This window comes from Brotaphodocola sp. (assembly GCF_983179755.1).
The window spans coordinates 1-23,101 of the sequence record NZ_CFAHBC010000012.1; the positions used below are offsets into that span (position 1 = coordinate 1).

20 protein-coding genes and 1 pseudogene are annotated in these 23,101 nt (G+C 47.6%); 20 read left to right on the forward strand and 1 reads right to left on the reverse strand.

Features of this window, described 5'->3' with window-relative positions; translation table 11 throughout:
* Positions 1-444: 444 nt before the first annotated feature.
* From kduI to AC4EVX_RS06320, 11 genes are all read left to right on the forward strand, one after another.
* Complete coding sequence (gene kduI, locus AC4EVX_RS06270; protein WP_177976624.1) at positions 445-1,287, forward strand: 5-dehydro-4-deoxy-D-glucuronate isomerase; 843 nt, start codon at positions 445-447, stop codon at positions 1,285-1,287.
* Between the two features lie 57 nt (positions 1,288-1,344).
* Complete coding sequence (locus tag AC4EVX_RS06275) at positions 1,345-1,809, forward strand: NanQ anomerase/TabA/YiaL family protein (protein WP_177976614.1); 465 nt, start codon at positions 1,345-1,347, stop codon at positions 1,807-1,809.
* A gap of 243 nt (positions 1,810-2,052) precedes the next feature.
* On the forward strand, positions 2,053-2,772 hold the full coding sequence (locus AC4EVX_RS06280; RefSeq protein WP_177976615.1) for an acyl-[acyl-carrier-protein] thioesterase: 720 nt from the start codon (positions 2,053-2,055) through the stop codon (positions 2,770-2,772).
* A gap of 152 nt (positions 2,773-2,924) precedes the next feature.
* Positions 2,925-3,758 carry a CvfB family protein gene (locus tag AC4EVX_RS06285; RefSeq protein WP_490159807.1) on the forward strand — a complete coding sequence of 278 codons (834 nt, stop codon included), beginning with the start codon at positions 2,925-2,927 and terminating at the stop codon, positions 3,756-3,758.
* A gap of 49 nt (positions 3,759-3,807) precedes the next feature.
* Positions 3,808-4,392, forward strand: a complete 585-nt coding sequence (locus tag AC4EVX_RS06290) for a class I SAM-dependent methyltransferase (RefSeq protein ID WP_490159808.1) — start codon at positions 3,808-3,810, stop codon at positions 4,390-4,392.
* A 488-nt stretch (positions 4,393-4,880) separates the two neighbouring features.
* Positions 4,881-5,993 (forward strand): ABC transporter ATP-binding protein, encoded by a 1,113-nt coding sequence (locus tag AC4EVX_RS06295; RefSeq protein WP_177976618.1) that lies wholly within the window; start codon positions 4,881-4,883, stop codon positions 5,991-5,993.
* 387 nt (positions 5,994-6,380) lie between these two features.
* Positions 6,381-7,469 carry a PucR family transcriptional regulator gene (locus AC4EVX_RS06300; RefSeq protein WP_177976619.1) on the forward strand — a complete coding sequence of 363 codons (1,089 nt, stop codon included), beginning with the start codon at positions 6,381-6,383 and terminating at the stop codon, positions 7,467-7,469.
* A gap of 2 nt (positions 7,470-7,471) precedes the next feature.
* On the forward strand, positions 7,472-8,155 hold the full coding sequence (ftsE, locus tag AC4EVX_RS06305) for a cell division ATP-binding protein FtsE (protein ID WP_177976620.1): 684 nt from the start codon (positions 7,472-7,474) through the stop codon (positions 8,153-8,155).
* Positions 8,152-9,060, forward strand: coding sequence for a permease-like cell division protein FtsX (gene ftsX / locus AC4EVX_RS06310; protein ID WP_177976621.1), 909 nt, complete (start codon positions 8,152-8,154; stop codon positions 9,058-9,060). Before ftsE ends, ftsX begins: the two co-directional genes overlap by 4 nt.
* A gap of 83 nt (positions 9,061-9,143) precedes the next feature.
* Complete coding sequence (locus AC4EVX_RS06315; RefSeq protein ID WP_490159809.1) at positions 9,144-10,742, forward strand: peptidoglycan DD-metalloendopeptidase family protein; 1,599 nt, start codon at positions 9,144-9,146, stop codon at positions 10,740-10,742.
* A gap of 267 nt (positions 10,743-11,009) precedes the next feature.
* Complete coding sequence (locus AC4EVX_RS06320; protein WP_177976622.1) at positions 11,010-12,413, forward strand: S41 family peptidase; 1,404 nt, start codon at positions 11,010-11,012, stop codon at positions 12,411-12,413.
* 362 nt (positions 12,414-12,775) lie between these two features.
* On the opposite strand, the gene AC4EVX_RS06325 is transcribed toward AC4EVX_RS06320, so the two are convergent.
* Positions 12,776-14,257 (reverse strand): DUF1846 domain-containing protein, encoded by a 1,482-nt coding sequence (locus AC4EVX_RS06325; RefSeq protein ID WP_490159810.1) that lies wholly within the window; start codon positions 14,255-14,257, stop codon positions 12,776-12,778.
* Between the two features lie 121 nt (positions 14,258-14,378).
* On the opposite strand from AC4EVX_RS06325, the pseudogene tnpA reads away from it, so the two are divergent.
* The 9 genes and pseudogenes from tnpA to AC4EVX_RS06370 all read left to right on the forward strand — a co-directional run bounded on the left by tnpA (position 14,379) and on the right by AC4EVX_RS06370 (position 22,990).
* Positions 14,379-14,790: pseudogene (gene tnpA, locus AC4EVX_RS06330) on the forward strand (IS200/IS605 family transposase).
* Between the two features lie 14 nt (positions 14,791-14,804).
* Positions 14,805-15,908: an IS200/IS605 family element RNA-guided endonuclease TnpB gene (gene tnpB / locus AC4EVX_RS06335; protein ID WP_490159811.1), complete on the forward strand. Its 1,104-nt coding sequence runs from the start codon at positions 14,805-14,807 to the stop codon at positions 15,906-15,908.
* 259 nt (positions 15,909-16,167) lie between these two features.
* Entirely contained in the window at positions 16,168-16,719 is a 552-nt protein-coding gene (locus AC4EVX_RS06340) for a DUF1653 domain-containing protein (RefSeq protein ID WP_177977482.1), read from the forward strand.
* Between the two features lie 27 nt (positions 16,720-16,746).
* Positions 16,747-18,633, forward strand: coding sequence for an excinuclease ABC subunit UvrC (uvrC, locus tag AC4EVX_RS06345; protein ID WP_490159812.1), 1,887 nt, complete (start codon positions 16,747-16,749; stop codon positions 18,631-18,633).
* Between the two features lie 139 nt (positions 18,634-18,772).
* On the forward strand, positions 18,773-19,711 hold the full coding sequence (gene hprK, locus AC4EVX_RS06350; protein WP_177977484.1) for an HPr(Ser) kinase/phosphatase: 939 nt from the start codon (positions 18,773-18,775) through the stop codon (positions 19,709-19,711).
* An 85-nt stretch (positions 19,712-19,796) separates the two neighbouring features.
* On the forward strand, positions 19,797-20,759 hold the full coding sequence (gene murB, locus AC4EVX_RS06355; protein WP_490159813.1) for a UDP-N-acetylmuramate dehydrogenase: 963 nt from the start codon (positions 19,797-19,799) through the stop codon (positions 20,757-20,759).
* Positions 20,760-20,807: 48 nt separating this feature from the next.
* Positions 20,808-21,710: an RNase adapter RapZ gene (rapZ, locus tag AC4EVX_RS06360; RefSeq protein WP_177977486.1), complete on the forward strand. Its 903-nt coding sequence runs from the start codon at positions 20,808-20,810 to the stop codon at positions 21,708-21,710.
* Between the two features lie 26 nt (positions 21,711-21,736).
* Positions 21,737-22,702 carry a DNA-binding protein WhiA gene (gene whiA / locus AC4EVX_RS06365; RefSeq protein WP_177977487.1) on the forward strand — a complete coding sequence of 322 codons (966 nt, stop codon included), beginning with the start codon at positions 21,737-21,739 and terminating at the stop codon, positions 22,700-22,702.
* Positions 22,703-22,732: 30 nt separating this feature from the next.
* A complete protein-coding gene (locus AC4EVX_RS06370; protein ID WP_177977488.1) occupies positions 22,733-22,990 on the forward strand; it encodes an HPr family phosphocarrier protein in 258 nt (85 codons plus the stop codon).
* Positions 22,991-23,101 lie beyond the last annotated feature (111 nt).

The following is a 23,101-nucleotide window of genomic DNA, read 5'->3' on the forward strand; positions in this document are numbered from 1 at the left end:
TCAAAATATCTGCTTTCTGTTGATGTCATGGTAGGAAAGGAAAATCCAATTCCGGAAAAAATCGTATGCGTAAGAAATAAAGCGAATCCCATTTTAGGTATGGGAAGTCTTAGTTACTGAGTATTTTGCAGAAGCGACACAAGGCGAGAAAGATTCTGCAAACCCGTGTGAAGCGCCGGTGTTTAGATCGCGTATTTTGCGATCTTATGCACCGTTGCGCTGAACCCGGAGTGAGAACGAGTTTGCAGAACTTTACTCGCCGGTGGAGCATATTCCCATTTTGCGCCCTTTCATTTGATTTTTGTTGAAAGCGCTTACAAAATGACCTTTATTTTCAGTACTTTGTTCCATTGAATATTAGTTACGGAATCGCTTATAATGGAAAATACAGGCAGGAGCGCGGGGGCGTACTGCCACAAAAGACAAGTATGGAGGATGAATGTAGTGGATATTCGCTATTCTGCAAACCAGAGAGATTTCAAACGTTATACAACAGAAGAAACGAGAAAAGAATTTCTGATCGAAAATTTATATGTGCCGAACGAGGTTGTTGCTGTGTATTCTCATGTAGATCGTATGGTAACCCTTGGATGCATGCCAACGACGGAGACCGTTTCCATCGACAAGGGCATCGACATCTGGAAGAACTTCGGTACCCAGTATTTCCTTGAGCGCCGTGAGATCGGTATTTTCAACATTGGCGGAGCTGGAAGCATTACCGCAGATGGCGAGACTTTCAAGATGGGATACAAGGATTGCCTGTACATCACAAAGGGAACGAAAGAGGTATTCTTCGCAAGTGAAGATCCGGAGCATCCGGCTAAGTTCTATATGGTAAGTGCGCCGGCACACAAGGCATGCAAGACGACCTTTATTCCGATCGAGAAGGCTGCAAAGAGACCGATCGGTGCAATGGAGACTTCCAACAAGCGTGTGATCAACCAGTTCATCCATCCGGACGTTCTGGAGACCTGCCAGCTGTCTATGGGTATGACCGTTCTTGAGCCGGGCAGTGTATGGAACACGATGCCGGCACATACTCACGAGAGAAGAATGGAGATCTACATGTACTTCGAGATTCCGGAGAACAATGTAGTCTTTCATATGATGGGTGAGGGTCAGGAAACCCGTCACATCGTTATGCAGAATGAGCAGGCAGTCATCAGCCCGTCCTGGAGCATCCATTCCGGAGCAGGTACAAGCAATTACACCTTTATCTGGGCAATGGGCGGAGAGAACCAGGCATTTGATGATATGGATACAATCCCGACCACAGAGCTGAGATAAAATCGGTTCTGGGAGAGACGAGAGAATTAATTAGAAATTTAATAGGAGGAGAGAGACATGATTTTAGATAACGCAAAGAATATTGATTTTTACCGCACTCTGGGTATCGAGGGACGCTATGCAAAGGCAATCGACTTTTTGAAGAGTCACGATCTGGCAACCCTTGAGGATGGAAAGTATGAGATCGACGGAAAGAACGTTTATGCAAATGTAATGAGCTATACCACCCTTCCGTGGGAGGAGGCAAAGTACGAAGCTCATCAGAACTACTCTGATATCCAGTATGTGATCTCTGGTGAGGAAGTGATGACCTACGCACCGGCAGAGGAGTTAAATCCGGCTGGACCGTACAATGCAGAGAAGGATGTTGTGAAGTTTGACAACGCCAATCCGGGTCTCAAGGTAACCTGCAAGGCAGGCGACTTCATGATCTTCTTCCCGTGGGATGGACATAAGCCGAAGGCAGCAGCAGGCGAGCCGTCTATGGTAAAGAAGATTGTTGTAAAGATCTGCGAGAAATAAAGATAATGTAAAGATTTGATAAGTGTAACAAATGATTTAAAGTGAGAGGTCGACGCTGTGAGACCTCTCATTTTTATTGTTTTGCGAATTGCGGGCGTATCAAAATCCGGTTTTGTTTGTGTAAAGCATGAACAGTAACGCTTTTGTTCCTTTTTTTGAGCGGTATTTCTTTGAAAAAACGGTTGTGATTCGCGACGGAATATGCGATAATGTACTGGACTTGACAGAAAGAGGGAAGAAAGCATGTATTCATTTGACAGCCGGGTTCGTTACAGCGAGGTGGATCAGAATCAGGAGCTGACGACGACTGGGATTATCAATTATCTTCAGGACTGTTCAACGTTTCAGTCAGAGGATCTGCATTTAGGCATTGATTATCTGACGGCGCATCATAGAGCGTGGTGGCTTTCCTTTTGGCAGATTGTCATTGAACGCTATCCGAGACTGGGAGAGCCGATTACGATCAGCACATGGCCGTATGATTTCAAGGGAATCTTCGGATACCGAAATTTCACGATTCGGGATAAAAACGGAGAGTATCTTGTGAAGGCAAATTCCCACTGGTTCTTTTTTGATACCGAGAAGGGAACTCCGACGAGAGTACAGGAGGGGGACATCCGGGGCTATGGAGTTGGCAGTGAGGAAAAGCTGGATATGGAGTATGCGCCGAGACGGATCAAAATTCCGGAGGAGTATCAGGAAGCTGAGCCAGTTGTGGTTGCGCGTCACCATATCGATACGAATCATCACGTTAATAACGCGCAGTATGTGGAGATTGCGAGAGAACTGCTTTCGGAAGAGATTCAGATTCGGGAGATTCGGGTGGAGTACCAGAAGTCGGCTGTGCTTGGGGATGTGATTTATCCGAGAATCAGCAAGGATGGAGAGACAACCACGATTGCACTCTGCAACCGGGAGGGCGCACCATATGCCGTTGTTTGGTTTCGATGTATCTCCAGGTAGAAATTTTCTGAACTGAAAATCCCGTATGGTAGTTATGGTACAGTTATAGCAGTGGATTTTGTCGATTCCCCACAGATGGGTAAAGAATCAGCGTTGACAATAAATAAGGAATAGCAAGAGGGTCGTATGGACGACCAGAAAGCGAGAATGCAATGATTGAACTTGGAAAGATACAGACACTTACTGTTTTGCGAGAGAAGGCATTTGGTGTGTATTTAGGACATCAGCAGGACGCAGAGCATGCGGTTCTGCTTCCACGCAAACAGGTTCCGGAGGGAACAAAGACAGGAGATGAACTGTCTGTGTTTGTGTACAAGGATTCGGAGGACCGTATGATTGCCACGACAGGAACCCCGAAACTTCAGGTGGGCGAGACTGCCGTGCTTGAGGTGAAGGATGTCGCAAAGATTGGTGCATTTCTGGATATGGGACTGGAGAAGGATCTTCTTCTTCCGTTCAAGGAGCAGAATCACCGCGTGGTAAAGGGAGAGAAATGTCTGGTGGCGCTCTACATCGACAAGAGTGGACGTCTGGCAGGAACGATGAACGTGTATCCCTACATGCGTGCAGACTCCGAGTACAAGAAGGATGACCGCGTGACTGGAATTGTTTACGAGATCAACGAGAATCTCGGAGCTTTTGTTGCAGTCGAGAACCGCTATTACGGTCTGATCCCGAAGCGGGAGCTGTACGGAGACTTCCATCTCGGAGATACCGTCGAGGCGCGCGTGGTCAAAGTCCGTGAGGACGGCAAACTGGATTTGAGTCCGAGACAGAAAGCCTATGTGCAGATGGATGAGGACGCAAAGCAGGTTTTGAAGGCGATTGATGAGTTTGACGGTGTGCTTCCGTTCAACGACAAGGCACGACCAGAGACAATTCTGCGCGAGATGAAGATGAGCAAGAATGCATTTAAGCGCGCAGTCGGACGCCTGTTAAAAGAGGGAAAGATCCGAATTACAGAAAAAACGATTGAAAGAATTTAACTGCGAGAGAGTAGATGGCAGTTAGAAAAGAATTTAATAGGAGGACGTTTTGGACACGATAGACTACTATAATAAGTATGCATCCAAGATTTTTGAAGATACGGTGGACCGGGATACGGAGGAATTGAGAGAAGAATTTTTGAGCCATTTACAGCCGGGAGATACGATTCTGGATTTGGGCTGTGGCTCAGGAAGAGATAGTCTCGCATTTTACGATCTGGGATATGATGTGACGCCGTTAGATGCATCGGAGGAAATGTGCAAACTTGCAGAGATTCACACAGGACTGGAAGTGTTGCAGATTTCTTATGAAGATATGGAGTTTAATGAGGCTTTTGATGGAGTTTGGGGTTGTGGAGCGCTGATCCATGAGCCGGAGGACGAGCTTGAAGGGATTCTTGACAAGCTCGCTGACGGACTCTGTCAGAAGGGTGTCCTGTTCCTCTCTTTCCTGGAGGGGGATTTTGAGGGAATCCGAAGCGGACGTTATTTCTGTGAGTATACGGAGGAGCAGTTGGAGCGAATTCTGCGTGAGACGGGCAGATTTGAGATCATTCGTCTGTGGCGCACAGAGGAAGAGGAACATGACGGCGGAGAACGTTGGCTGAATCTGCTTGCAAGAAAGATCTCATAAGATCTCATAAGATTCCGTAAGAACTCGAGATGTTTTGAGAAATGTTATCGAAGTTTTTGAAAGAGAAAGAAATAGCCAAAAAATCAGCCGGATTCTCCGAGAATCTGTCTGAATTTTGCTAGTTTGTGTAGATTTAAGACAGGAAATTGTACAAGGAAAGGTGTACGAACTTAGGCAAGATTCACAAGGTTTTCGTGCTGGGGCAGGTGTGAGAGCGGTTTTGAAGCAAAATTTATCGAATTCTTACAGGAAAATCAGGCGGAGTTCCGCCTGATTTTGTTATTTTCAGCACTTTTTAAATTAGTTAAGCAATTCTGACAAAAAGCAGAAAAGCAATTTGGGTATTCGGCACATGGCAGAACCTGGAGATCTATTGTATGATAGGATCATCAACCAAGGAGCTGTAAAACAGCCGGTTTGCCCGTGCTGATATGGATAAAATGGGGAGATCCGAAGCACACAGGCAGAAATAGCAGGAGGACAATATAATGGCAAGTTTATCACTGAGACATGTAACCAAAGCATATCCGAATGGATTTGTTGCAGTAAAAGATTTTAACCTGGAAATCGCAGACAAGGAGTTCATCATCTTCGTAGGACCGTCTGGATGCGGTAAGTCTACCACCCTTCGTATGATCGCTGGTCTGGAAGATATTTCTTCCGGTGAGCTGTACATCGACGGCAAGCTCGTAAATGATGTAGAGCCGAAGGACCGTGATATCGCAATGGTATTCCAGAACTACGCTCTGTATCCGCATATGACTGTATACGATAACATGGCATTTGGTCTGAAGCTGAGAAAGACTCCGAAGGATCAGATTGATAAACTGGTTCAGGAAGCAGCAAGAATCCTGGATCTGTCCCATCTGCTTGATCGTAAGCCGAAGGCTCTGTCCGGTGGTCAGAGACAGCGAGTTGCAATGGGTCGTGCAATCGTTCGTAACCCGAAAGTATTCCTGATGGATGAGCCGTTATCCAACCTGGATGCAAAGCTGAGAGGTCAGATGCGTATTGAGATCTCCAAACTGCATCAGAGACTGCAGGCAACCATCATCTATGTAACTCATGACCAGACCGAGGCTATGACACTGGGAACCAGAATCGTTGTTATGAAGGATGGCGTGGTTCAGCAGGTAGATTCTCCGCAGAACCTGTACGACAAGCCGTGCAACAAGTTCGTTGCTGGATTCATCGGCGCTCCGCAGATGAACCTGATCGATGCTGTTGTTGGTAAGGCTGGTTCTGATGTAACCCTGACCTTCGACAACCACACGATCACCGTACCGGCTGAGAAAGGCAAAGTTCTGGATCAGAAGGGATATGTTGGCAAGACCGTTACCCTTGGTATTCGTCCGGAGGATCTGCATGATGACGAGGCATTCCTTGCATCCTCTCCGAAGAGCGTGATCGAGGCTACGATCCGTGTATATGAGCTTCTCGGTGCTGAGGTATATCTGTACTTCGATATCAACGATGCAAACTGCACCGCTCGTGTAAAACCGAACACCACCGCAAGACCGGGTGATGTGATCAAACTGGCGTTAGATCTTGAGAAGATTCACGTATTCGACAAAGAGACCGAGCAGGTAATCGTTAACTAGGAATCATCCGAAAGATCAACCGGAAGTTCTAGGATTGGCTAAAAGAAATTGACTAGAAGAAATTAGTTAAAAGAAATTAGCGGAGGGTATTTGGCTGACTGGTCAGATTTGGAGAACAAAGGTTATGGATAAAGATTTCTGAATCTTTTATAAAAAGAGCAGGCAAGTGTGATACTTGCTTGCTTTTTTTATTATTTTGCATTAAGATATAGGCTAAGGAAAGTTTCTTTTTGTCGAGATTTTTGCCGGAATTTAAGGGCAAAGGACAGACAAAACGGACTCAGGGCTTCAAAAATGTTTCTGCTTGCGGGCAGATCTGTTGCTGACTTTTTTTGCATACGGACACAGGGGCAGGGACGACAAAATATAGAATAAGGAGCGTGTGTTATGATTTCAAATCAGATTCTTCAGAACACGATTGACGGATTAAAGGGTATTACCAGAATTGATCTCTGCATCTGCGATACAGAGGGAAAAGTGCTGGCTTCCACATTCCCGGATGCGGAGGAGTATGAGAGCTCCATTCTCTCCTTTGTGGATTCCCCGGCAGACAGCCAGGTGGTACAGGGATATCAGTTTTTCAAGGTGTTTGACGAGCATCAGCTCGAGTACATCCTTCTCGCACGTGGCGGAAGTGATGACGTATATATGGTAGGAAAGCTGGCAGCATTCCAGATCCAGAACCTCCTCGTCGCATACAAGGAGCGCTTCGACAAAGACAACTTCATCAAGAACCTTCTTCTTGATAACCTCCTGCTCGTTGATATTTACAACCGTGCAAAGAAACTCCACATCGAGACGAATGTGAAGAGAGTGGTATTCCTGATCGAGACCAAGCACGAGAAGGATGTCAATGCGCTTGAGACCGTTCGCAGTCTCTTTGCGGCTAAGACGAAGGACTTCATCACGGCTGTTGATGAGAAGAACATCATTCTTGTGAAGGAAGTCAAGGCAGGCGAGAACTACGACGATCTCGAGAAGACCGCAAACATGATCCTCGACATGCTCAACACCGAGGCAATGACGAAGGTTCACGTCGCTTTCGGTACGATTGTCGGAGACATCAAGGAAGTATCTCGTTCCTACAAAGAGGCAAAGATGGCACTCGATGTCGGCAAGATCTTTTACAGCAGTAAGAATGTTGTCGCTTACAACCGCCTCGGAATCGGCCGTCTGATCTATCAGCTTCCGCTTCCGCTGTGCCGGATGTTCATTAAGGAGATCTTTGAGGGCAAGTCCCCGGATGAGTTCGATGAGGAGACCCTGACCACGATCAACAAGTTCTTTGAGAACAGCCTGAATGTTTCTGAGACCTCCAGACAGCTTTACATTCACAGAAATACTCTGGTATATCGTCTGGACAAACTTCAGAAAAGCACTGGTCTTGATCTGCGCGTGTTCGAGGACGCAATCACGTTCAAGATTGCTCTGATGGTTGTGAAGTATATGAAATATATGGAGAGCCTGGATTATTAATTATGATAGAGATTCAGAATGTGTGCAAGACCTATGAAAACGGAACGAGAGCTCTGCGAAACGTCAATATCGAGATCGAGGATGGCGAGTTCGTCTTCATCATGGGACGAAGTGGATCGGGAAAGACGACGCTGTTCAAACTTCTGATGAAGGAGGCAGAGCTGACTTCCGGAAAGATTCTTGTAAACGATATGGATCTGCAAAAAATGCCGAGGCGTTATGTTCCGAAGTACCGGAGAAAGCTGGGAGTTGTCTTTCAGGACTTCCGCCTTCTCCGGGATCGAAATGTCTTTGAGAATGTGGCATTTGCACAGCGGGTTGTCGGAGCATCGACGAGAAGCATCCGACAGTCTGTTCCGGAGATGCTCAAGCTCGTGGGACTTTCTTCCAAATACAAGTCTCTGCCTCAGCAACTCTCGGGAGGAGAACAGCAGAGAGTCGCGATTGCACGCGCGCTGATCAACCGCCCGGAAGTCCTGCTTGCGGATGAGCCGACCGGAAATCTCGACCATGAGAACGCGATTGAGATTATGAAACTGCTTGAACAGATCAACCGACTTGGAACGACCGTTGTGGTGATCACGCACAGTCAGGAGATTGTCTCTAAGATGGGAAAGCGCGTCATCAAACTCGAAAAAGGTCAGGTTGTCAGCGACAGCAGAGCAGAGGAGCAGGCAGATTCATGAGAATTAGTACATTTTTTTATTGTCTGAAACAGGGTGTAAAGAATATATGCAGGAACATCTGGTTTTCGCTTGCATCTGTGGCGACGATTTCTGCATGTATTTTTTTATTTTGCCTGTTTTTTTCCATTGTGGCAAATGTTCAGTACATGGTGCACAATGTGGAGAGCACGGTGGGAATCACGGTGCTGTTTGATGAGAGTTTGACGGAGGATCAGATCAAGGGGATCGGGACAGAGATCGCGTCGCGCCCGGAGATCCGGTCGATGAAGTTTGTGTCGGCACAGGAGGCTTGGGATTCCTTTAAAAAGCAGTATTTTGAGGGAATGGAGGAGCTTGCCGATGGATTTGAGCAGGATAACCCGCTTGCAGGTTCTTCGTCGTATGAGATTTATTTAAACGATCTGTCCGAACAGCCTCAGGTTGTGGAATATCTTCAGGGGATCGAGGGCGTTCGCCAGGTGAACTACTCGAACACGGCGGCAGCAGGACTGACGAGTGTCAACAAGATGGTCGGACTTTTGTCTCTGGTGATCATCGGGGTTCTTCTTGCTGTTTCCGTCTTCCTGATCAACAACACGATCTCGGTTGCAGCGGCATTTCGAAAGCAGGAGAGCCAGATCATGCGCCTGATCGGAGCGACAAATTTTATGATTCGCGCGCCGTTTATTGTTGAGGGTGTGCTGATCGGCATGGCGGGAGCGGTGATTCCGCTTGTCGCAATGTTTTTCCTGTATACAAAGTCCGTAGTCTATCTGATGGATCGTTTTCGGATTCTCTCAAATATGTTTTATTTTATTCCGGTGAAGGAAATCTATCCGATCATGATTGTTGTGGCACTTGTGCTCGGAGTCGGAATCGGATTTTTTGGAAGTTTCTTTACGATTCGCAAGTATCTGCGGGTGTAGAGATTTCACCATTTGAATTTTGTATTTAAGTTGGGGTAGTTTACAGGTAGTAATGATTGGAAATATAAAGGCGGTATGCAGATATGCAGATGAAGGGAAAGATCATGGGGACGGTGCTTGCAGTTACGCTTGCTCTGTCTGGTATTCAGCCCGCCTATGCGACAAAACAGGAAGTCCGGGTGGAAAAAGAGAAGGCTTCCGTGATGCAGGAGGAAAAGAAAAAGCTGGAGGACTCTCTGAAAAAATTGGAGGGTCTGAAAAATGACACCGCCGCCTACGTCAAGGAGCTTGATGGTCAGATGGAGACACTGAGCCGGGAGCTTGATTCGATCAATACCCGGATCAACGAGAAGGAGACGGAGATCACAGAGATCGGAGAGGATCTTGAGGTGGCAAAGCAGACGGAAGAAAACCAGTACGGCGACATGAAGATGCGCATCAAATATATGTATGAGCATGGACAGACGAGATTTCTGGATATGCTCTTGCAGTCCGAGGATATGGGACAGTTTTTGAACCGTGCAGAGTACATTCGCGAGATCTCGGATTATGACCGGACAAAACTTCGGGAGTATGCAGAAAATAAGCAGAAGATTGCTGACCATGAGGCGAAACTTGAGTCGGATCACGCGGAGCTTGTCACGCTGAGAGAGCAGAATGAGGCAAAGCAGGAGTCGGTGCAGACGCTTTTGGCGACGAAGAATGAGGAGCTGAACAATTATCAGGGTCAGATCCAGACAGCTCAGGGCCAGATCAGCCAGTATGAGCAGGACATTAAGGCGCAGGAGAAGAAGATCGAACAGATCGAGGCAGAGATCAGGCGCAAGGAGGAAGAGGCGAGAAAGGCTGCCGAGGAGTCAAGACGCGTAGCAGAAGCCAAGCGAAAGGCGGAAGCCGAGGCAAAACGTCAGGCAGAGGAAGCGAGCCGAAAAGCGGTTGAGGCGAGTCGTAAGGCTGAGGAGGCAAGCCGTCAAGCCGTAGAGGCGAAGAAGGCGGAGGATGCAAAGAAAGCGGCCGAGGCAAGTCGTCAGGCAGAAGCAGCGAGCAAAAAGGCAGTCGAGGCGAGCATTCAGGCGAAAAAGGAAGCCGAGGCGGTGAAGAAGGTGATCGCAAAGCCAGAGGAGGAAGCAAAACCGGCCGCCGGGACGAAGCAGGTCGCACAGGCACAGACGACGGCTCCGGAGACGAAGAAGAGCGCGGAACTCAAGCAGGCGGAGACGAAATCGAGTGCAAAGACACAGACGGCATCTGCGGATTCTTCCTCGAATAAAAGCTCGAGTGGAGGAAATACTAAGTTTATCTGGCCGTGTCCGGCAAGCAGTAAGATCAATTCCAAGTTTGGAAAACGAACTGCACCGACGAAAGGGGCTTCGACTTATCATCAGGGAATCGACATTGGCGCGAGCACGGGAACCGGAATTGTGGCAGCGGCATCTGGCACGGTTGTGGCGTCGACATACAGCTATTCCGCGGGAAATTATATCATGATCAGTCATGGAAATGGAGTGTACACGGTGTATATGCACTGTTCCCAGCTTCTGGCTTCGGATGGGCAGAGTGTTAAGCAGGGACAGACGATTGCGAAGGTGGGATCTTCCGGATACTCGACCGGACCGCATCTTCACTTCGGAGTGAGAGTCAATGGAAGTTATGTGAATCCGCTCAAGTATGTGAGTCCGTAGAAAATCAGGACACTTCATAGGGTTTTAGGGCGCCGACGGTGGGGAAAGTCCTGCAAACGAGCTCTCGCTCCGGGTTCAGCGCAGCGGTGCATAAGATCGCAAAATACGCGATCTAAACACCGGCGCTTCACACGGGTTTACAGGTACTTTCCCACCTTACGGCGCCAGCCCACTAAAAATATGAAATTTCCCATAAGGTACAAGGGATGACAATACGCGGAGCATGTTTTAGACAGTCGAAAAGAAAGACAGGTGACAGCAGTGGATATGGAAAAAGAAACGCAGAATCAGGAAGAACACGATACAGGCACTAAGAAGGCGAAAGCTCCGGGGGAGGGCTCACAGAAGAGCGGTTTCTGGAAAGGAGTGCTGACCGGTGCGCTCGTGACCGCATTTGCAGGGCTTGCGGTTGTCGGGGTTGCTTCGGGAATCAATGTGATTGAGCGCTCGGTGAATGGAAGCGGACAGAATTCCACATCCGTTGAGAGCACACAGGCGACGGCTCAGAACCGTCTCGACATGAAGGCAGTCGGGGCAAAGCTGAACCTGCTTCAGTCGGTGGTGAATAAGTACTTTCTGTTTGATGAAGATATGGATAAGGTGGAAGCCGGCATTTACAAGGGTATGATGAATGGTCTTGACGATCCGTATTCGACGTATTACACAGCGGAGGAGTATGATTCTCTGACGGAGGAGACGCAGGGTGTCTACTGTGGAATCGGTGTGCTCGTGAGTCAGAACCGGAACACAAATGCTGTGACCGTTCTTCGTGTCTTCTCCGGATCTCCGGCGGAGGAAGCCGGAATGAAGAGAGGAGACATTCTGTATAAGGTCGGAGATATCGAGGCGGCTTCGACCGATCTCGACGTGCTTGTCAAAGAGCATATTAAGGGCGAGGAGGGAACTTATGTCGATCTGACCGTTCTGCGCGACGGTGAGGAGGTTCCGCTTCATGTGGAGCGTCGGATGGTTGAGACGGACACTGTGGAGCACCAGATGCTCGAAGACAAGACCGGCTATATTCTTGTGAGTCAGTTTGACGTTGTGACCGGCGACCAGTTTGAGAAGGCGGTCGACGATCTTGAGAGTCAGGGCATGGAGCGACTGATCATTGATTTGCGCGACAACCCGGGCGGAGTTGTGGATTCCTGTGTTCAGATGGCAGCCTATGTGCTTCCGGAGGATAAGCTCGACGGAACGATTCTGACGACCGCGACGAAGGAGGGCGAGTCCGATCGCTACTATTGCAAGGACGGTCAGATCCTGCATGAGTACAACGATGGAAGCACAGACAAGAAGTATCCGAAGCCGGATGACCACGAGATCACAGTTCCGATTGCGGTTCTGATCAACGGACAGTCGGCGAGTGCGTCCGAGGTTTTCTCCGGAGCACTTCAGGATTATGGAGTTGCAAAGCTCGTCGGAACGACCTCGTTTGGAAAGGGAATTGTTCAGAGCCTGCTTCCGCTTGATGATGGATCTGCGATCAAGATCACAGTCGCACACTACTACACACCGGCAGGAAATGACCTTCACAAGAAGGGATTGACACCGGATGTCGAGGTCGAGTATGAGACACCGGATGTGTCGGATTTGAACATTTATGACTCAATTCCGCTTGATCGGGATAATCAGGTTCAGAAGGCGATTGAGGTGCTGAAATCGGAGTGATTAAATAAAATAATCAGAAATTAGCAATCCGAAATGGTAAAAACAGCTGGCGTTTATGCAATCAAAAAATTGCAGAGTGTCAGCTGTTTTTTTTAATAGTTGTCAAAAAAAGTCACTTTTTGACAAAGGGATTTAAACGGAGTGCGGTTGGATTTTATTATGCGCCGGGTGATGTTTATAATTATTACTGGGTACAGATTTTTGCAGATTGATAAAGAAAAAGTCAGGCAAGCGGATTTTATATAGTAAATTTTTGGTAAAAGAAAAAGCTGTTACGTTTGTGATAGATAGAAAATCGCAATGTAACAGCTTTTTGCTTTATATACTTCGCGAGCGTTGACCTAAATGGAGTAACACAAAAATTAGTGATACAGTTTTTTGTCCTCGTAGATCGGCTCGGAAGTCAGCTGGATTCCGAGAGCGTGGAAGGTCTTCACGTCCACGGAGGAGAGCATAACCGAGGTGTGTACCTGACATCCACGCAGGAGCGGGAGCTGTTCAAGTGCACGACGCGCATTCTCATCGCTTGCGGCACACATTGAGAGTGCGGTCAGAACCTCATCGGTGTGCAGGCGAGGGTTCTTGCTTCCGAGATACTCGGTCTTTAAGTGCTGAATCGGCTCGATGAAAGTCGGAGAGATAAGAAGAGTCTCATCCGGGATTCCGCCGAGTTCCTTGACGGCATTTAAGAGAACCGCGGAGGAAGCACCGAGCAGGGCAGTCGTCTTTCCGGTCACGATCTTTCCATCCGGAAGCTCGAGAGCAGCAGCCGGAGCTTTCGTCTCTTTCGCAAGATTGTTTGCAGTCGGAACAACCGGGCGGTATTCCGGAGTGATCTTTGCCTGCTTCATCAGAAGCTCAATCTTGTAGACCTCATCCTGAGTACCCTTGTCCTTTGCGAGACGGCCGAGTGCCTGATAGTAACGGCGGATGATCTCCTGGAGGGAAGCCTCCTGGCAGACCTCATCGTCGATGATGCAGTTTCCTGCCATGTTGACACCCATATCGGTCGGGGACTTGTACGGACAGCTTCCGAAGATTCCCTCAAACATTGCGGAGAGTACCGGGAAGATCTCTACATCACGGTTGTAGTTGACCGTGGTGACTCCGTAGGCATCGAGGTGGAACGGGTCGATCATGTTGACATCGTTCAGATCAGCGGTCGCAGCTTCGTAGGCGAGATTGACCGGATGCTTGAGCGGGATGTTCCAGATCGGGAAGGTCTCAAACTTTGCATATCCGGCTTTGATGCCACGCTTGTTCTCATGATAAAGCTGGGAGAGGCAGGTAGCCATCTTTCCGCTTCCCGGTCCCGGAGCCGTGATGACAACGAGTGGACGGGTGGTCTCGATGTAATCGTTCTTGCCGTATCCCTCATCACTCACGATGTGGGCGATGTTGTTCGGATAGCCCTCGATCGGATAGTGGCGGTAAACGCGGATGCCAAGGTTTTCCAGACGGGTGCGGAACTGATCAACGACATCCTGACCGGTGTAGCGGGTGATTACGACACTTCCCACATAGAGACCCTTGTCGCGGAATTCCTGGATCAGGCGCAGAACATCTACGTCGTAGGTGATGCCAAGGTCATGGCGGATCTTGTTTTTCTCAATATCAGCAGCGTTGATGGCGATGACGATCTCTGCCTGATCAGCAAGCTGGAGAAGCATCTTGAGTTTGCTGTCCGGTGCAAATCCCGGAAGTACGCGGGAAGCGTGGTAGTCATCGAAAAGTTTTCCGCCGAATTCCAGATACAGCTTGTCACCGAACTGGCTGATTCGCTTACGGATGTGTTCTGACTGCATGTTCAAGTATTTCTGGTTGTCAAATCCGATTCTATTCATCAGTATATGCCCTCTCTTTCCATAGAGGATATTGTAGCACATCCATTGATAATTGAAAAGAGGCTACTGCAATCCCACTGACTTTAGACGGTGGGTTAAGGTAGCCAAAAGTTAGATATTATTGTATGCTTATGGCAGGGGAACATGGGAATCTAAAAACAGACACAAATACTTATTACAATATCACATTATTTTCGTCTGCAAATACAGAAAGAAATTGCTGGTCTCACAACAAATATCAGATGATATAAAGCAGTTTTCATATGAGATATGTCAAAAGCACAAAGTGATTATCAAATACATGGAACATTCATTATATGATAGAAGCAGAACCAACAATGTCTATTAGCAGGATTGTAAACCTGATGAAAAGTTATACAACATATCATATATGGGAAAGATATCCGAATTATTTGCGAAAACCCAAACATTTTTGGAAAGAACACACCTTTTGGACAGATGGATATTTTGCATGTAGCGTAGGAAATGTATCAGAAGAAATGCTAAAAAGGTATATAGAAAACCAAGGTTGAGGAGGCGACAGCAGATGTTAAAAGCGTATAAATACAGAATATATCCAAACAATGAACAGAAAGTACAGATAGCAAAAACATTTGGCTGTTGCCGTTTTGTATATAATCGGACACTGACGTATCGAAAAGAAACATATGAGAAAGAAAAAAAATCTGTAAGTAAAACCGACTGCAACAATTACTGTAATCGAGAATTAAAGAAAGAGTATGAATGGCTAAAAGAAGTGGATAAATTTGCTCTGACAAATGCGATTTATAATATGGATGCTGCATATCAGAAATTTTTTAAGGAACATGCAGGTTATCCAAAGTTTAAGAATAAGCATGATAGTCATAAATCATACACAACGAATTTTACAAATGGGAATATAGCGGTAGATTTTGATAGAGGAAAAGTAAAGCTACCCAAACTAAAGGAAGTAAAAGCAAAACTGCATAGAAATTTTAGCGGACAAATAAAGTCTGCAACGGTATCGCAGATGCCAAGCGGAAAATATTATGTATCAATTTTGGTGGAAACGGAACATGTAGAACTGCCACATACAAATCAAAACACAGGAATAGATTTGGGCATTAAAGATTTATGTATTACTTCAGAGGGGAAAAAATACGAAAATCTAAAAATCATCAGGAAATATGAAAAGAAGCTGGCAAAATTGCAAAGGAAGTTAGCACATAAAGAAAAGAGGAGCCAAAATTACTATAAGATCAGGAAAAAGATAGCATTATGCCATGAGAAAATAAGAAATACCAGAAAAGATTATCTGGATAAGGTATCCTATGAGATTATCAGCGAAAACCAAGTGATAGTTTCGGAAAATTTGCAGATACAGAATATGGTGAAAAATCATCATTTAGCAAAATCTATAAGTGATGTCTCATGGTATGAGCTGACAAGACAGTTAGAATATAAAACAAAGTGGAATGGAAGGGAATATATTAAGATAGATACATTCTATGCCAGCAGTCAGCTATGTTCTGTTTGTGGATATCAAAATACAGAAACGAAAGATCTGTCAGTAAGGGAATGGATATGTCCCGTTTGTGGGGCGAAACATGACAGAGATATCAATGCTGCAAAGAATATATTGGCAGAGGGATTACGACAAATAGCATAAGAAGAATAAATATATAGGGCAGGGACTGCCCGAATTAACGCCTGTGGAGATAGTAGGTCACGAGGTCTGTGAAGCAGGAAGCCCATTGGCTTTAGACAATAGGTAGTTCACAAGAAAAAATGAAGTGTATTCTGAAATGTGATATAATGAGAGTATCGTTTGCGGGCGGGAAAGTTCAGACTGGAAAATTCCCCCTGTGATGCTGTAAAAGCACAAAAACAAAAACGGATATGGACAGAAAGAACAGGAGGCGGGCGGAATGGAGAGAACCGTGAGACCGGGAGAATTCTACCGACATTTTAAAAATAAGATGTATCAGATTGTAGCGGTGGCAACTCACTCGGAGACAAAAGAAAAAATGGTGGTCTATCAGGCACTTTATGGAGATTATGGAGTGTATGTGCGCCCGTATGAGATGTTTATCAGCGAGGTGGATCGGGAAAAATATCCGAATGTAAAGCAGAAGTATCGCTTTGAGCGGATTGACCCGGCAAGTCTGGTTACAGGTTCGATCTCTGGTGGCACAGATAGTTCTTCTGAAGATTCCGATGATTTTGAGATGATGGATCTTGAGGAATCGGAGGAGATCGAGCCAGATCCGAATTTCCTCCGATTCCTTGAGACGGACAGCTATGAGGTGAGAATGGAGTGTCTCAAAAAAATGCTTCACACTGCCTCTCAGAGAGATCTCGACAGCATGTATCTCGTGCTTGATATGAAGCCGGAGTCCGGTTCGGTCGAGGAGCAGGTGGATGCGATCGCGCGTTTCCTGCGGATGCAGTACCGGTATGACGGAAGCCGTCTGAGATAATTTGGGCGGGAAAGGAAAGAATGGAACGTGTTTAATATTGAAGAGGAACTGAAAAAACTGCCCTCCCAGCCGGGCGTTTATCTGATGCACGATGCAAAGGATGAGATCATCTATGTCGGGAAAGCGATCAGTCTGAAAAACCGCGTGCGCCAGTATTTTCAGAGCAGTCGAAATAAGACTGCGAAGATTCAGCAGATGGTATCAAGGATTGCCCGTTTTGAATATATCGTGACGGACTCGGAGCTTGAGGCACTTGTCCTCGAGTGCAATTTAATCAAGGAGCACCAGCCCCGCTACAACACGATGCTCAAGGACGACAAGGCATATCCCTATATCAAGGTGACGGTCGGAGAGGATTTCCCGCGTGTGATGACGGCGCGCTCGATGAAAAAGGACAAGAGCCGATATTTTGGCCCTTATACGAGCGGAGGAGCAGTCAAGGACACGATCGATCTGATGCAGAAGATTTATCGGATTCGCACCTGCAACCGTGTGCTTCCGCGGGACATCGGAAAGGCTCGCCCGTGCCTGAATTATCATATCGGACAGTGCGATGCCCCGTGTCAGGGAAAAATCAGTCGGGAGGAGTATGCAAAGAAGACGGAGCAGGTGCTTGAGTTTTTGAATGGGCATTACGACACACTTCTTAACTATCTCGAAGATAAGATGCAAGAAGCGTCCGCTGTCATGGAATTCGAGAAGGCGATGGAGTACCGGGATCTTCTTGCAAGTGTGAAGCAGATTGCACAGAAACAGAAGATCACGAGCGAGGCGGCTGAGGATCGCGACATCATTGCAATGGCGAGCGACGATGAGGATGCAGTCGTTCAGGTCTTCTTTGTCCGTGAGGGCAAGATGATCGGGCGGGAGCATTTCGGAGTATCGGTCGGAAGCGCAGACACGCACGCTCAGATTCTGACCGGGTTTGTGAAGCAGTATTATTCGGGCACTCCGTTTGTCCCGAAGGAACTCTGGATTCAGGAAGAGCTTGAGGATCAGGATGTGATCGAGAAATGGCTTTCCACGCGCCGGGGTCAGCGTGTTCACATTCTCGTTCCGAAAAAGGGCGAGAAGGAACGTCTTGTGGAGCTTGCGAGAAAGAACGCAAAGATGGTGTTGATTCAGGATAATGAGCGAAACAAGCGAGAGGAGGCGCGCACGAGCGGGGCGATGCAGGAGGTTGCAGGCTGGATCGGTCTTTCGGGAGTGCGAAGAATCGAGGCATTTGATATTTCCAATATCTCCGGCTACGAGTCAGTCGGATCGATGGTCGTCTATGAGGACGGAAAACCGAAGCGGAGTGATTACCGCAAATTCCGGATTCGGACGGTAACCGGACCGGATGACTATGCATCGATGAGAGAAGTGCTGACGCGAAGATTTACGCATGGACTTGAGGAGGCAAAACGTCTTGAGAAAAAAAATCTCGGCACAGCGCTCGGAAGTTTTACGCGATTCCCGGATCTTTTGATGATGGATGGCGGGCGCGGTCAGGTCAACATTGCGCTCGAAGTGCTGAGTGAGCTTGGACTCTCGATTCCGGTCTGTGGAATGGTCAAGGACGATAACCACCGGACGCGCGGACTTTATTATCAGAATGTGGAGATTCCGATTGATCGCCGTTCAGAGGGATTTCGGCTGATCACAAGGATTCAGGACGAGGCGCACCGATTTGCGATTGAGTATCACAGGAGCCTGCGCTCGAAGGGGCAGGTGCGCTCGATTCTTGATGAGATTCCGGGAATCGGGGACACGAGGAGAAAGGCGCTGATGAAGCATTTGAAATCGCTTGACGCAGTGAAATCGGCATCGGTCGAGGAACTGATGGAAGTGCCTGGGATGAATCGGACTTCGGCAGAAAATGTATACCGCTTTTTCCGGAAAAACAAGGATGACAATCCCGCACAGATATGATAGGATGAACGCAGGTTCTTGTATATGGGCAGGAATTTTCTGAACTGAAAATTCCGTATGATACAGTGAAGCAAAAAACGATCATGCAGTTTATTATGTGATAAAAAAATAAAAAGAGGATCAGAAAAGGAGAACAGGTATGTACGGTGTTACGATTACAGAATTAATTAAGAAGATGAATATGAAAAATGTGATTCCGGAGATCGACACAGACAAGGAAGTTCTGTCCCACCCGGAAGTCAATCGTCCGGCTCTTCAGTTGACTGGATTTTTCGATCATTTTGACCGTGAACGCGTGCAGATCATCGGATATGTCGAGCAGGCTTACATCAAGACACTCTCCCGCGAGGTGAAGGTGCAGATGTATGAGCGTCTTCTGACGAGCGAGATTCCGTGTATTGTATACAGCCGCGGACAGATGCCGGATGAGGATATGCAGGAACTCTGCCGTCGCTATCAGGTTCCGCTTCTCGTGTCCGACAAGACGACTTCCGATCTGATGGCAGAGGTCATTCGCTGGCTCAAGGTAAAACTGGCTCCGTGCATCAGCATCCACGGCGTTCTCGTCGATGTATTCGGTGAGGGTGTTCTGATTATGGGTGAGAGCGGAATCGGTAAGAGTGAGGCGGCTCTGGAGCTGATCAAGAGAGGGCATCGTCTCGTAACCGACGATGTTGTTGAGATCCGTAAGGTCAGCGATGAGACATTAGTCGGAAGTGCACCGGATATTACAAAGCATTTCATCGAACTGCGCGGTATCGGAATCATCGATGTCAAGGCACTGTTCGGTGTTGAGAGCGTAAAGGATACCCAGAACATTGATATGGTGATCAAGCTCGAGGACTGGGATAAGGATAAGGAGTACGATCGTCTTGGTCTGGAGGATCAGTACACTGAGTTCTTAGGCAACAAGGTTGTCTGCCACAACATCCCGATTCGTCCGGGTAGAAACCTCGCAATCATCGTTGAGTCTGCCGCAGTCAACTACCGTCAGAAGAAGATGGGTTACAATGCGGCTCAGGAGCTGTACAACCGCGTACAGGCAAATCTGGGACGTGCAATGCAGGACCATAAATAGATTTAAGCCGAGGTAGTTCAGAGAGAGAACAAAAAATAAGAGAGAAATAACCTAGAAAGAAATTAAGTAAGATGGAGCAGGAAAAATGACAGAGCAGAGGACAGCGCAGAATGTGGAGAAGAGAGAGCAGACAACGAGTCTGAGAGAAAAATTAATGCAGGTTCTGCCGGAGGGAGGACTGCGTGAGAACGAGCCGATGGGCCGTCACACGACATTTCGTGCGGGCGGACCGGCGGATTATTTTGCGGAACCGCAGTCTGCCGATCAGCTTGCAGGTGTGATCCGTGTCTGCCGGGAGGCAGGAGAGCCTTATGCGATTGTCGGAAACGGCAGTAATCTTCTCGTCGGAGATTTGGGATACCACGGTGCAGTGATCTCAATCGGAAAGGCATTTGGAGAGATCCGAGTGGAGGACAATCGGATTTTTGCGGGAGCGGGCGCCCTGCTTGCATCCGTTGCAAGAAATGCGCTCACCGCAGAACTTACCGGGTTTGAGTTTGCCGCTGGTATTCCGGGAAGTGTCGGCGGAGCTGTCGTCATGAATGCGGGAGCTTACGGCTCTGAGATGAAAGATGTGATGGCATCTGCGATGGTTCTGACACCGGAAGGCGAGGTTGTGACGATTGCATCAGAGGATCTTGAACTTGGCTACCGAACGAGCTGTGTTTTGAAAAAGGGATATGTAGTTCTTGGCGCTGAGTTTGTGCTTGAGCATGGAGATCCGGAGAAGATTCGCGAGCAGATGGACGAACTTGCTGGAAAGAGAAGAGAGAAACAGCCACTTGAGTATCCGAGTGCGGGAAGTACGTTTAAGCGTCCGCAGGGAGATTTTGCGGGACGTCTGATTGAGGTTGCGGGACTGCGCGGATTTCGCGTCGGGGATGCACAGGTTTCGGAGAAACACTGTGGATTTGTGATCAATCGGGGAGAGGCATCCTCCGCAGATATTTTGAGTCTCTGCCGTCAGGTTCAGGAGAGAGTGAAGGAGAATTCGGGAGTGGAGCTGGAACTTGAGGTGAAACTGCTCGGAGAATTTTCGGTAAAATAGATCAATAAGAAACTAACATAAGAAGTGGAAATTTCGGAGGAAAAGATCGTGAGACTGGTGATTGTGACGGGAATGTCCGGGGCGGGCAAGACGATTGCCCTGAAAATGCTGGAAGACATCGGATTTTATTGTGTGGACAATCTTCCGGTTCCGCTAATGGAGCCATTTGTCGATCTGGCGCTTCAGAAACCGACCGCCCATGAGCGTGTGGCACTCGGAATCGACATCCGAAGTGGCGGGGAGACGCTTCCACAGCTCCAGAAGATTTTGGAAGGATGGAAGCAGAATAAGATTCCGTGCGAGATCCTTTTTCTGGATGCAAAGGATGAGACACTGGTCAAGCGTTACAAGGAGACGAGACGCGCTCACCCGCTTGCGGGAAAGGGACGCGTGGACAGCGGAATTCATCTTGAGAGAGCGCAACTGCACTTTTTAAAAGAGAGTGCGGATTTCATCATTGACACAAGTCAACTGCTGACGCGCGAACTCAAGCAGGAGCTTGAGAAGATTTTTGTGGGGAATCAGAAGTACCAGAACCTGTTTATCACAGTGTTGTCGTTCGGGTTCAAATATGGAATTCCGGCGGATGCCGATCTGGTCTTCGATGTGCGTTTTCTGCCGAATCCTTACTATGTGGAGTCTCTGCGCAGTCACACCGGAGAGGAAGCAGAAGTGCAGGCGTATGTGCGCCGTGGCGGAACTGCGGAGATCTTTCTCGGAAAACTTTACGATCTGCTGGATTTCCTGATTCCAAATTATGTGAAAGAGGGAAAGAATCAGCTGGTCATTGCAGTTGGATGTACCGGTGGAAAACATCGCTCTGTGACGATTGCGAGTGCGCTCTATCAGCATTTGAGCGGATTTGAGGAGTACGGGCTGAAGATTGAGCACCGTGATATCGGCAAGGACAAGAGTCGCAGTCTGCCTTCGCAGGACGGCGGGAAAGTGTGACTTGCCGGGAAGGGATGAAGAGAACGATGTCATTTTCTTCTATGGTAAAAGAGGAACTTTCTCACCAGATGTCTTCCGCAAGACACTGCCAGATTGCGGAGATTACCGCGATTATCAGTCTGTGTGGGCGGGTGCAGATCTCGGAGAGAGATTCCTATTGTATTAAAATTCATACAGAAAATATGGCAGTTGCAAGAAAGTACTTTACATTATTGAAAAAAACATTTAATATAAAGACTGATGTCTCCGTGCGCCAGGGAATGGAAAATCGCAGTAGTCGCATTTATTCGGTTTGCATCCGAAAGCATGAGGATGCGATCCGTGTTTTGCAGGCGGCAAAGCTGATTGATCTGTACGGAGAGATCGAGGAGAATCTATCGTTGGCTCAGAATGTGGTGATCAGAAAAAGTTGCTGTAAACGTGCGTTTATTCGCGGTGCGTTTCTGGCAGCGGGGTCGATCAGTGATCCCGAAAAGTTTTACCATTTTGAGATTGCCTGTACCGCTCCTGCGAAGGCAGTGCAGTTGCAGGAACTGATGCTGTTTTTCGGGTTGGAAGCCAAGATTATACAGAGAAAAAAGTATAATGTGGTCTACCTGAAGGAAGGCAGTCAGATTGTGGATATTCTGAACGTGATGGAGGCTCCGGTTGCGTTGATGGAACTGGAGAATATCCGGATTTTAAAAGAGATGCGCGGAAGCGTGAACCGGAAAGTTAACTGTGAGACTGCCAATATTCATAAGACTGTATCTGCTGCGGTAAAGCAGATAGAAGATATTTCTTATATCCGCGATCACATGGGATTTGAGAAACTTCCGGATACACTTCGAGAAATCGCCGATCTGCGTCTGGCAAGACCGGAGGCGACGCTGAAGGAACTTGGGGAGGTACTGGATCCGCCGGTTGGCAAGTCTGGGGTCAATCATCGTCTTCGGAAACTTGGAGAGATGGCAGAAGATCTTCGACAGCGGAATTCGGTTACAGGGGCGTAAAGTCGCGCCCATATCATGAGGAGGATTATTATGTTAAAGAAGACAATCACCATCAGACTTGAGAATGGTCTGGAAGCAAGACCTGTGGCAATGCTGGTTCAGATTGCAAGCCAGTATGAGAGTGTCATCTATGTAGAAAAGGGTACTGCTCGGGTGAATGCAAAGAGCATCATGGGAATGATGACCCTTGGTATGGATGCGGGAGAGGCACTGACTGTTATTACAGATGGTGCGGATGAAGCTGAGGCAATGGACAGTATTGAGAAGTATCTGACGGATGCGAAATAAGTAGAACAATATAGAAATTCTGCGCCTGAGTTTACAGGAAAATTGAAAAAGAAACAGGGAGCCTCGGCATTGTGTCGAGGCTCTTTTTGCCAATGAGGCAGAAAAAAACAG

Coding starts and splice junctions, on each gene's coding strand:
- AC4EVX_RS06275 (WP_177976614.1), top strand. CDS start 1,345: ATGATTTTAGATAACGCAAAGAATATTGATTTTTACCGCACTCTGGGT.
- AC4EVX_RS06280 (WP_177976615.1), top strand. CDS start 2,053: ATGTATTCATTTGACAGCCGGGTTCGTTACAGCGAGGTGGATCAGAAT.
- AC4EVX_RS06285 (WP_490159807.1), top strand. CDS start 2,925: ATGATTGAACTTGGAAAGATACAGACACTTACTGTTTTGCGAGAGAAG.
- AC4EVX_RS06295 (WP_177976618.1), top strand. CDS start 4,881: ATGGCAAGTTTATCACTGAGACATGTAACCAAAGCATATCCGAATGGA.
- AC4EVX_RS06300 (WP_177976619.1), top strand. CDS start 6,381: ATGATTTCAAATCAGATTCTTCAGAACACGATTGACGGATTAAAGGGT.
- ftsE (WP_177976620.1), top strand. CDS start 7,472: ATGATAGAGATTCAGAATGTGTGCAAGACCTATGAAAACGGAACGAGA.
- ftsX (WP_177976621.1), top strand. CDS start 8,152: ATGAGAATTAGTACATTTTTTTATTGTCTGAAACAGGGTGTAAAGAAT.
- AC4EVX_RS06315 (WP_490159809.1), top strand. CDS start 9,144: ATGCAGATGAAGGGAAAGATCATGGGGACGGTGCTTGCAGTTACGCTT.
- AC4EVX_RS06320 (WP_177976622.1), top strand. CDS start 11,010: ATGGAAAAAGAAACGCAGAATCAGGAAGAACACGATACAGGCACTAAG.
- AC4EVX_RS06325 (WP_490159810.1), bottom strand. CDS start 14,257: ATGAATAGAATCGGATTTGACAACCAGAAATACTTGAACATGCAGTCA.
- tnpB (WP_490159811.1), top strand. CDS start 14,805: ATGTTAAAAGCGTATAAATACAGAATATATCCAAACAATGAACAGAAA.
- AC4EVX_RS06340 (WP_177977482.1), top strand. CDS start 16,168: ATGGAGAGAACCGTGAGACCGGGAGAATTCTACCGACATTTTAAAAAT.
- hprK (WP_177977484.1), top strand. CDS start 18,773: ATGTACGGTGTTACGATTACAGAATTAATTAAGAAGATGAATATGAAA.
- murB (WP_490159813.1), top strand. CDS start 19,797: ATGACAGAGCAGAGGACAGCGCAGAATGTGGAGAAGAGAGAGCAGACA.
- whiA (WP_177977487.1), top strand. CDS start 21,737: ATGTCATTTTCTTCTATGGTAAAAGAGGAACTTTCTCACCAGATGTCT.
- AC4EVX_RS06370 (WP_177977488.1), top strand. CDS start 22,733: ATGTTAAAGAAGACAATCACCATCAGACTTGAGAATGGTCTGGAAGCA.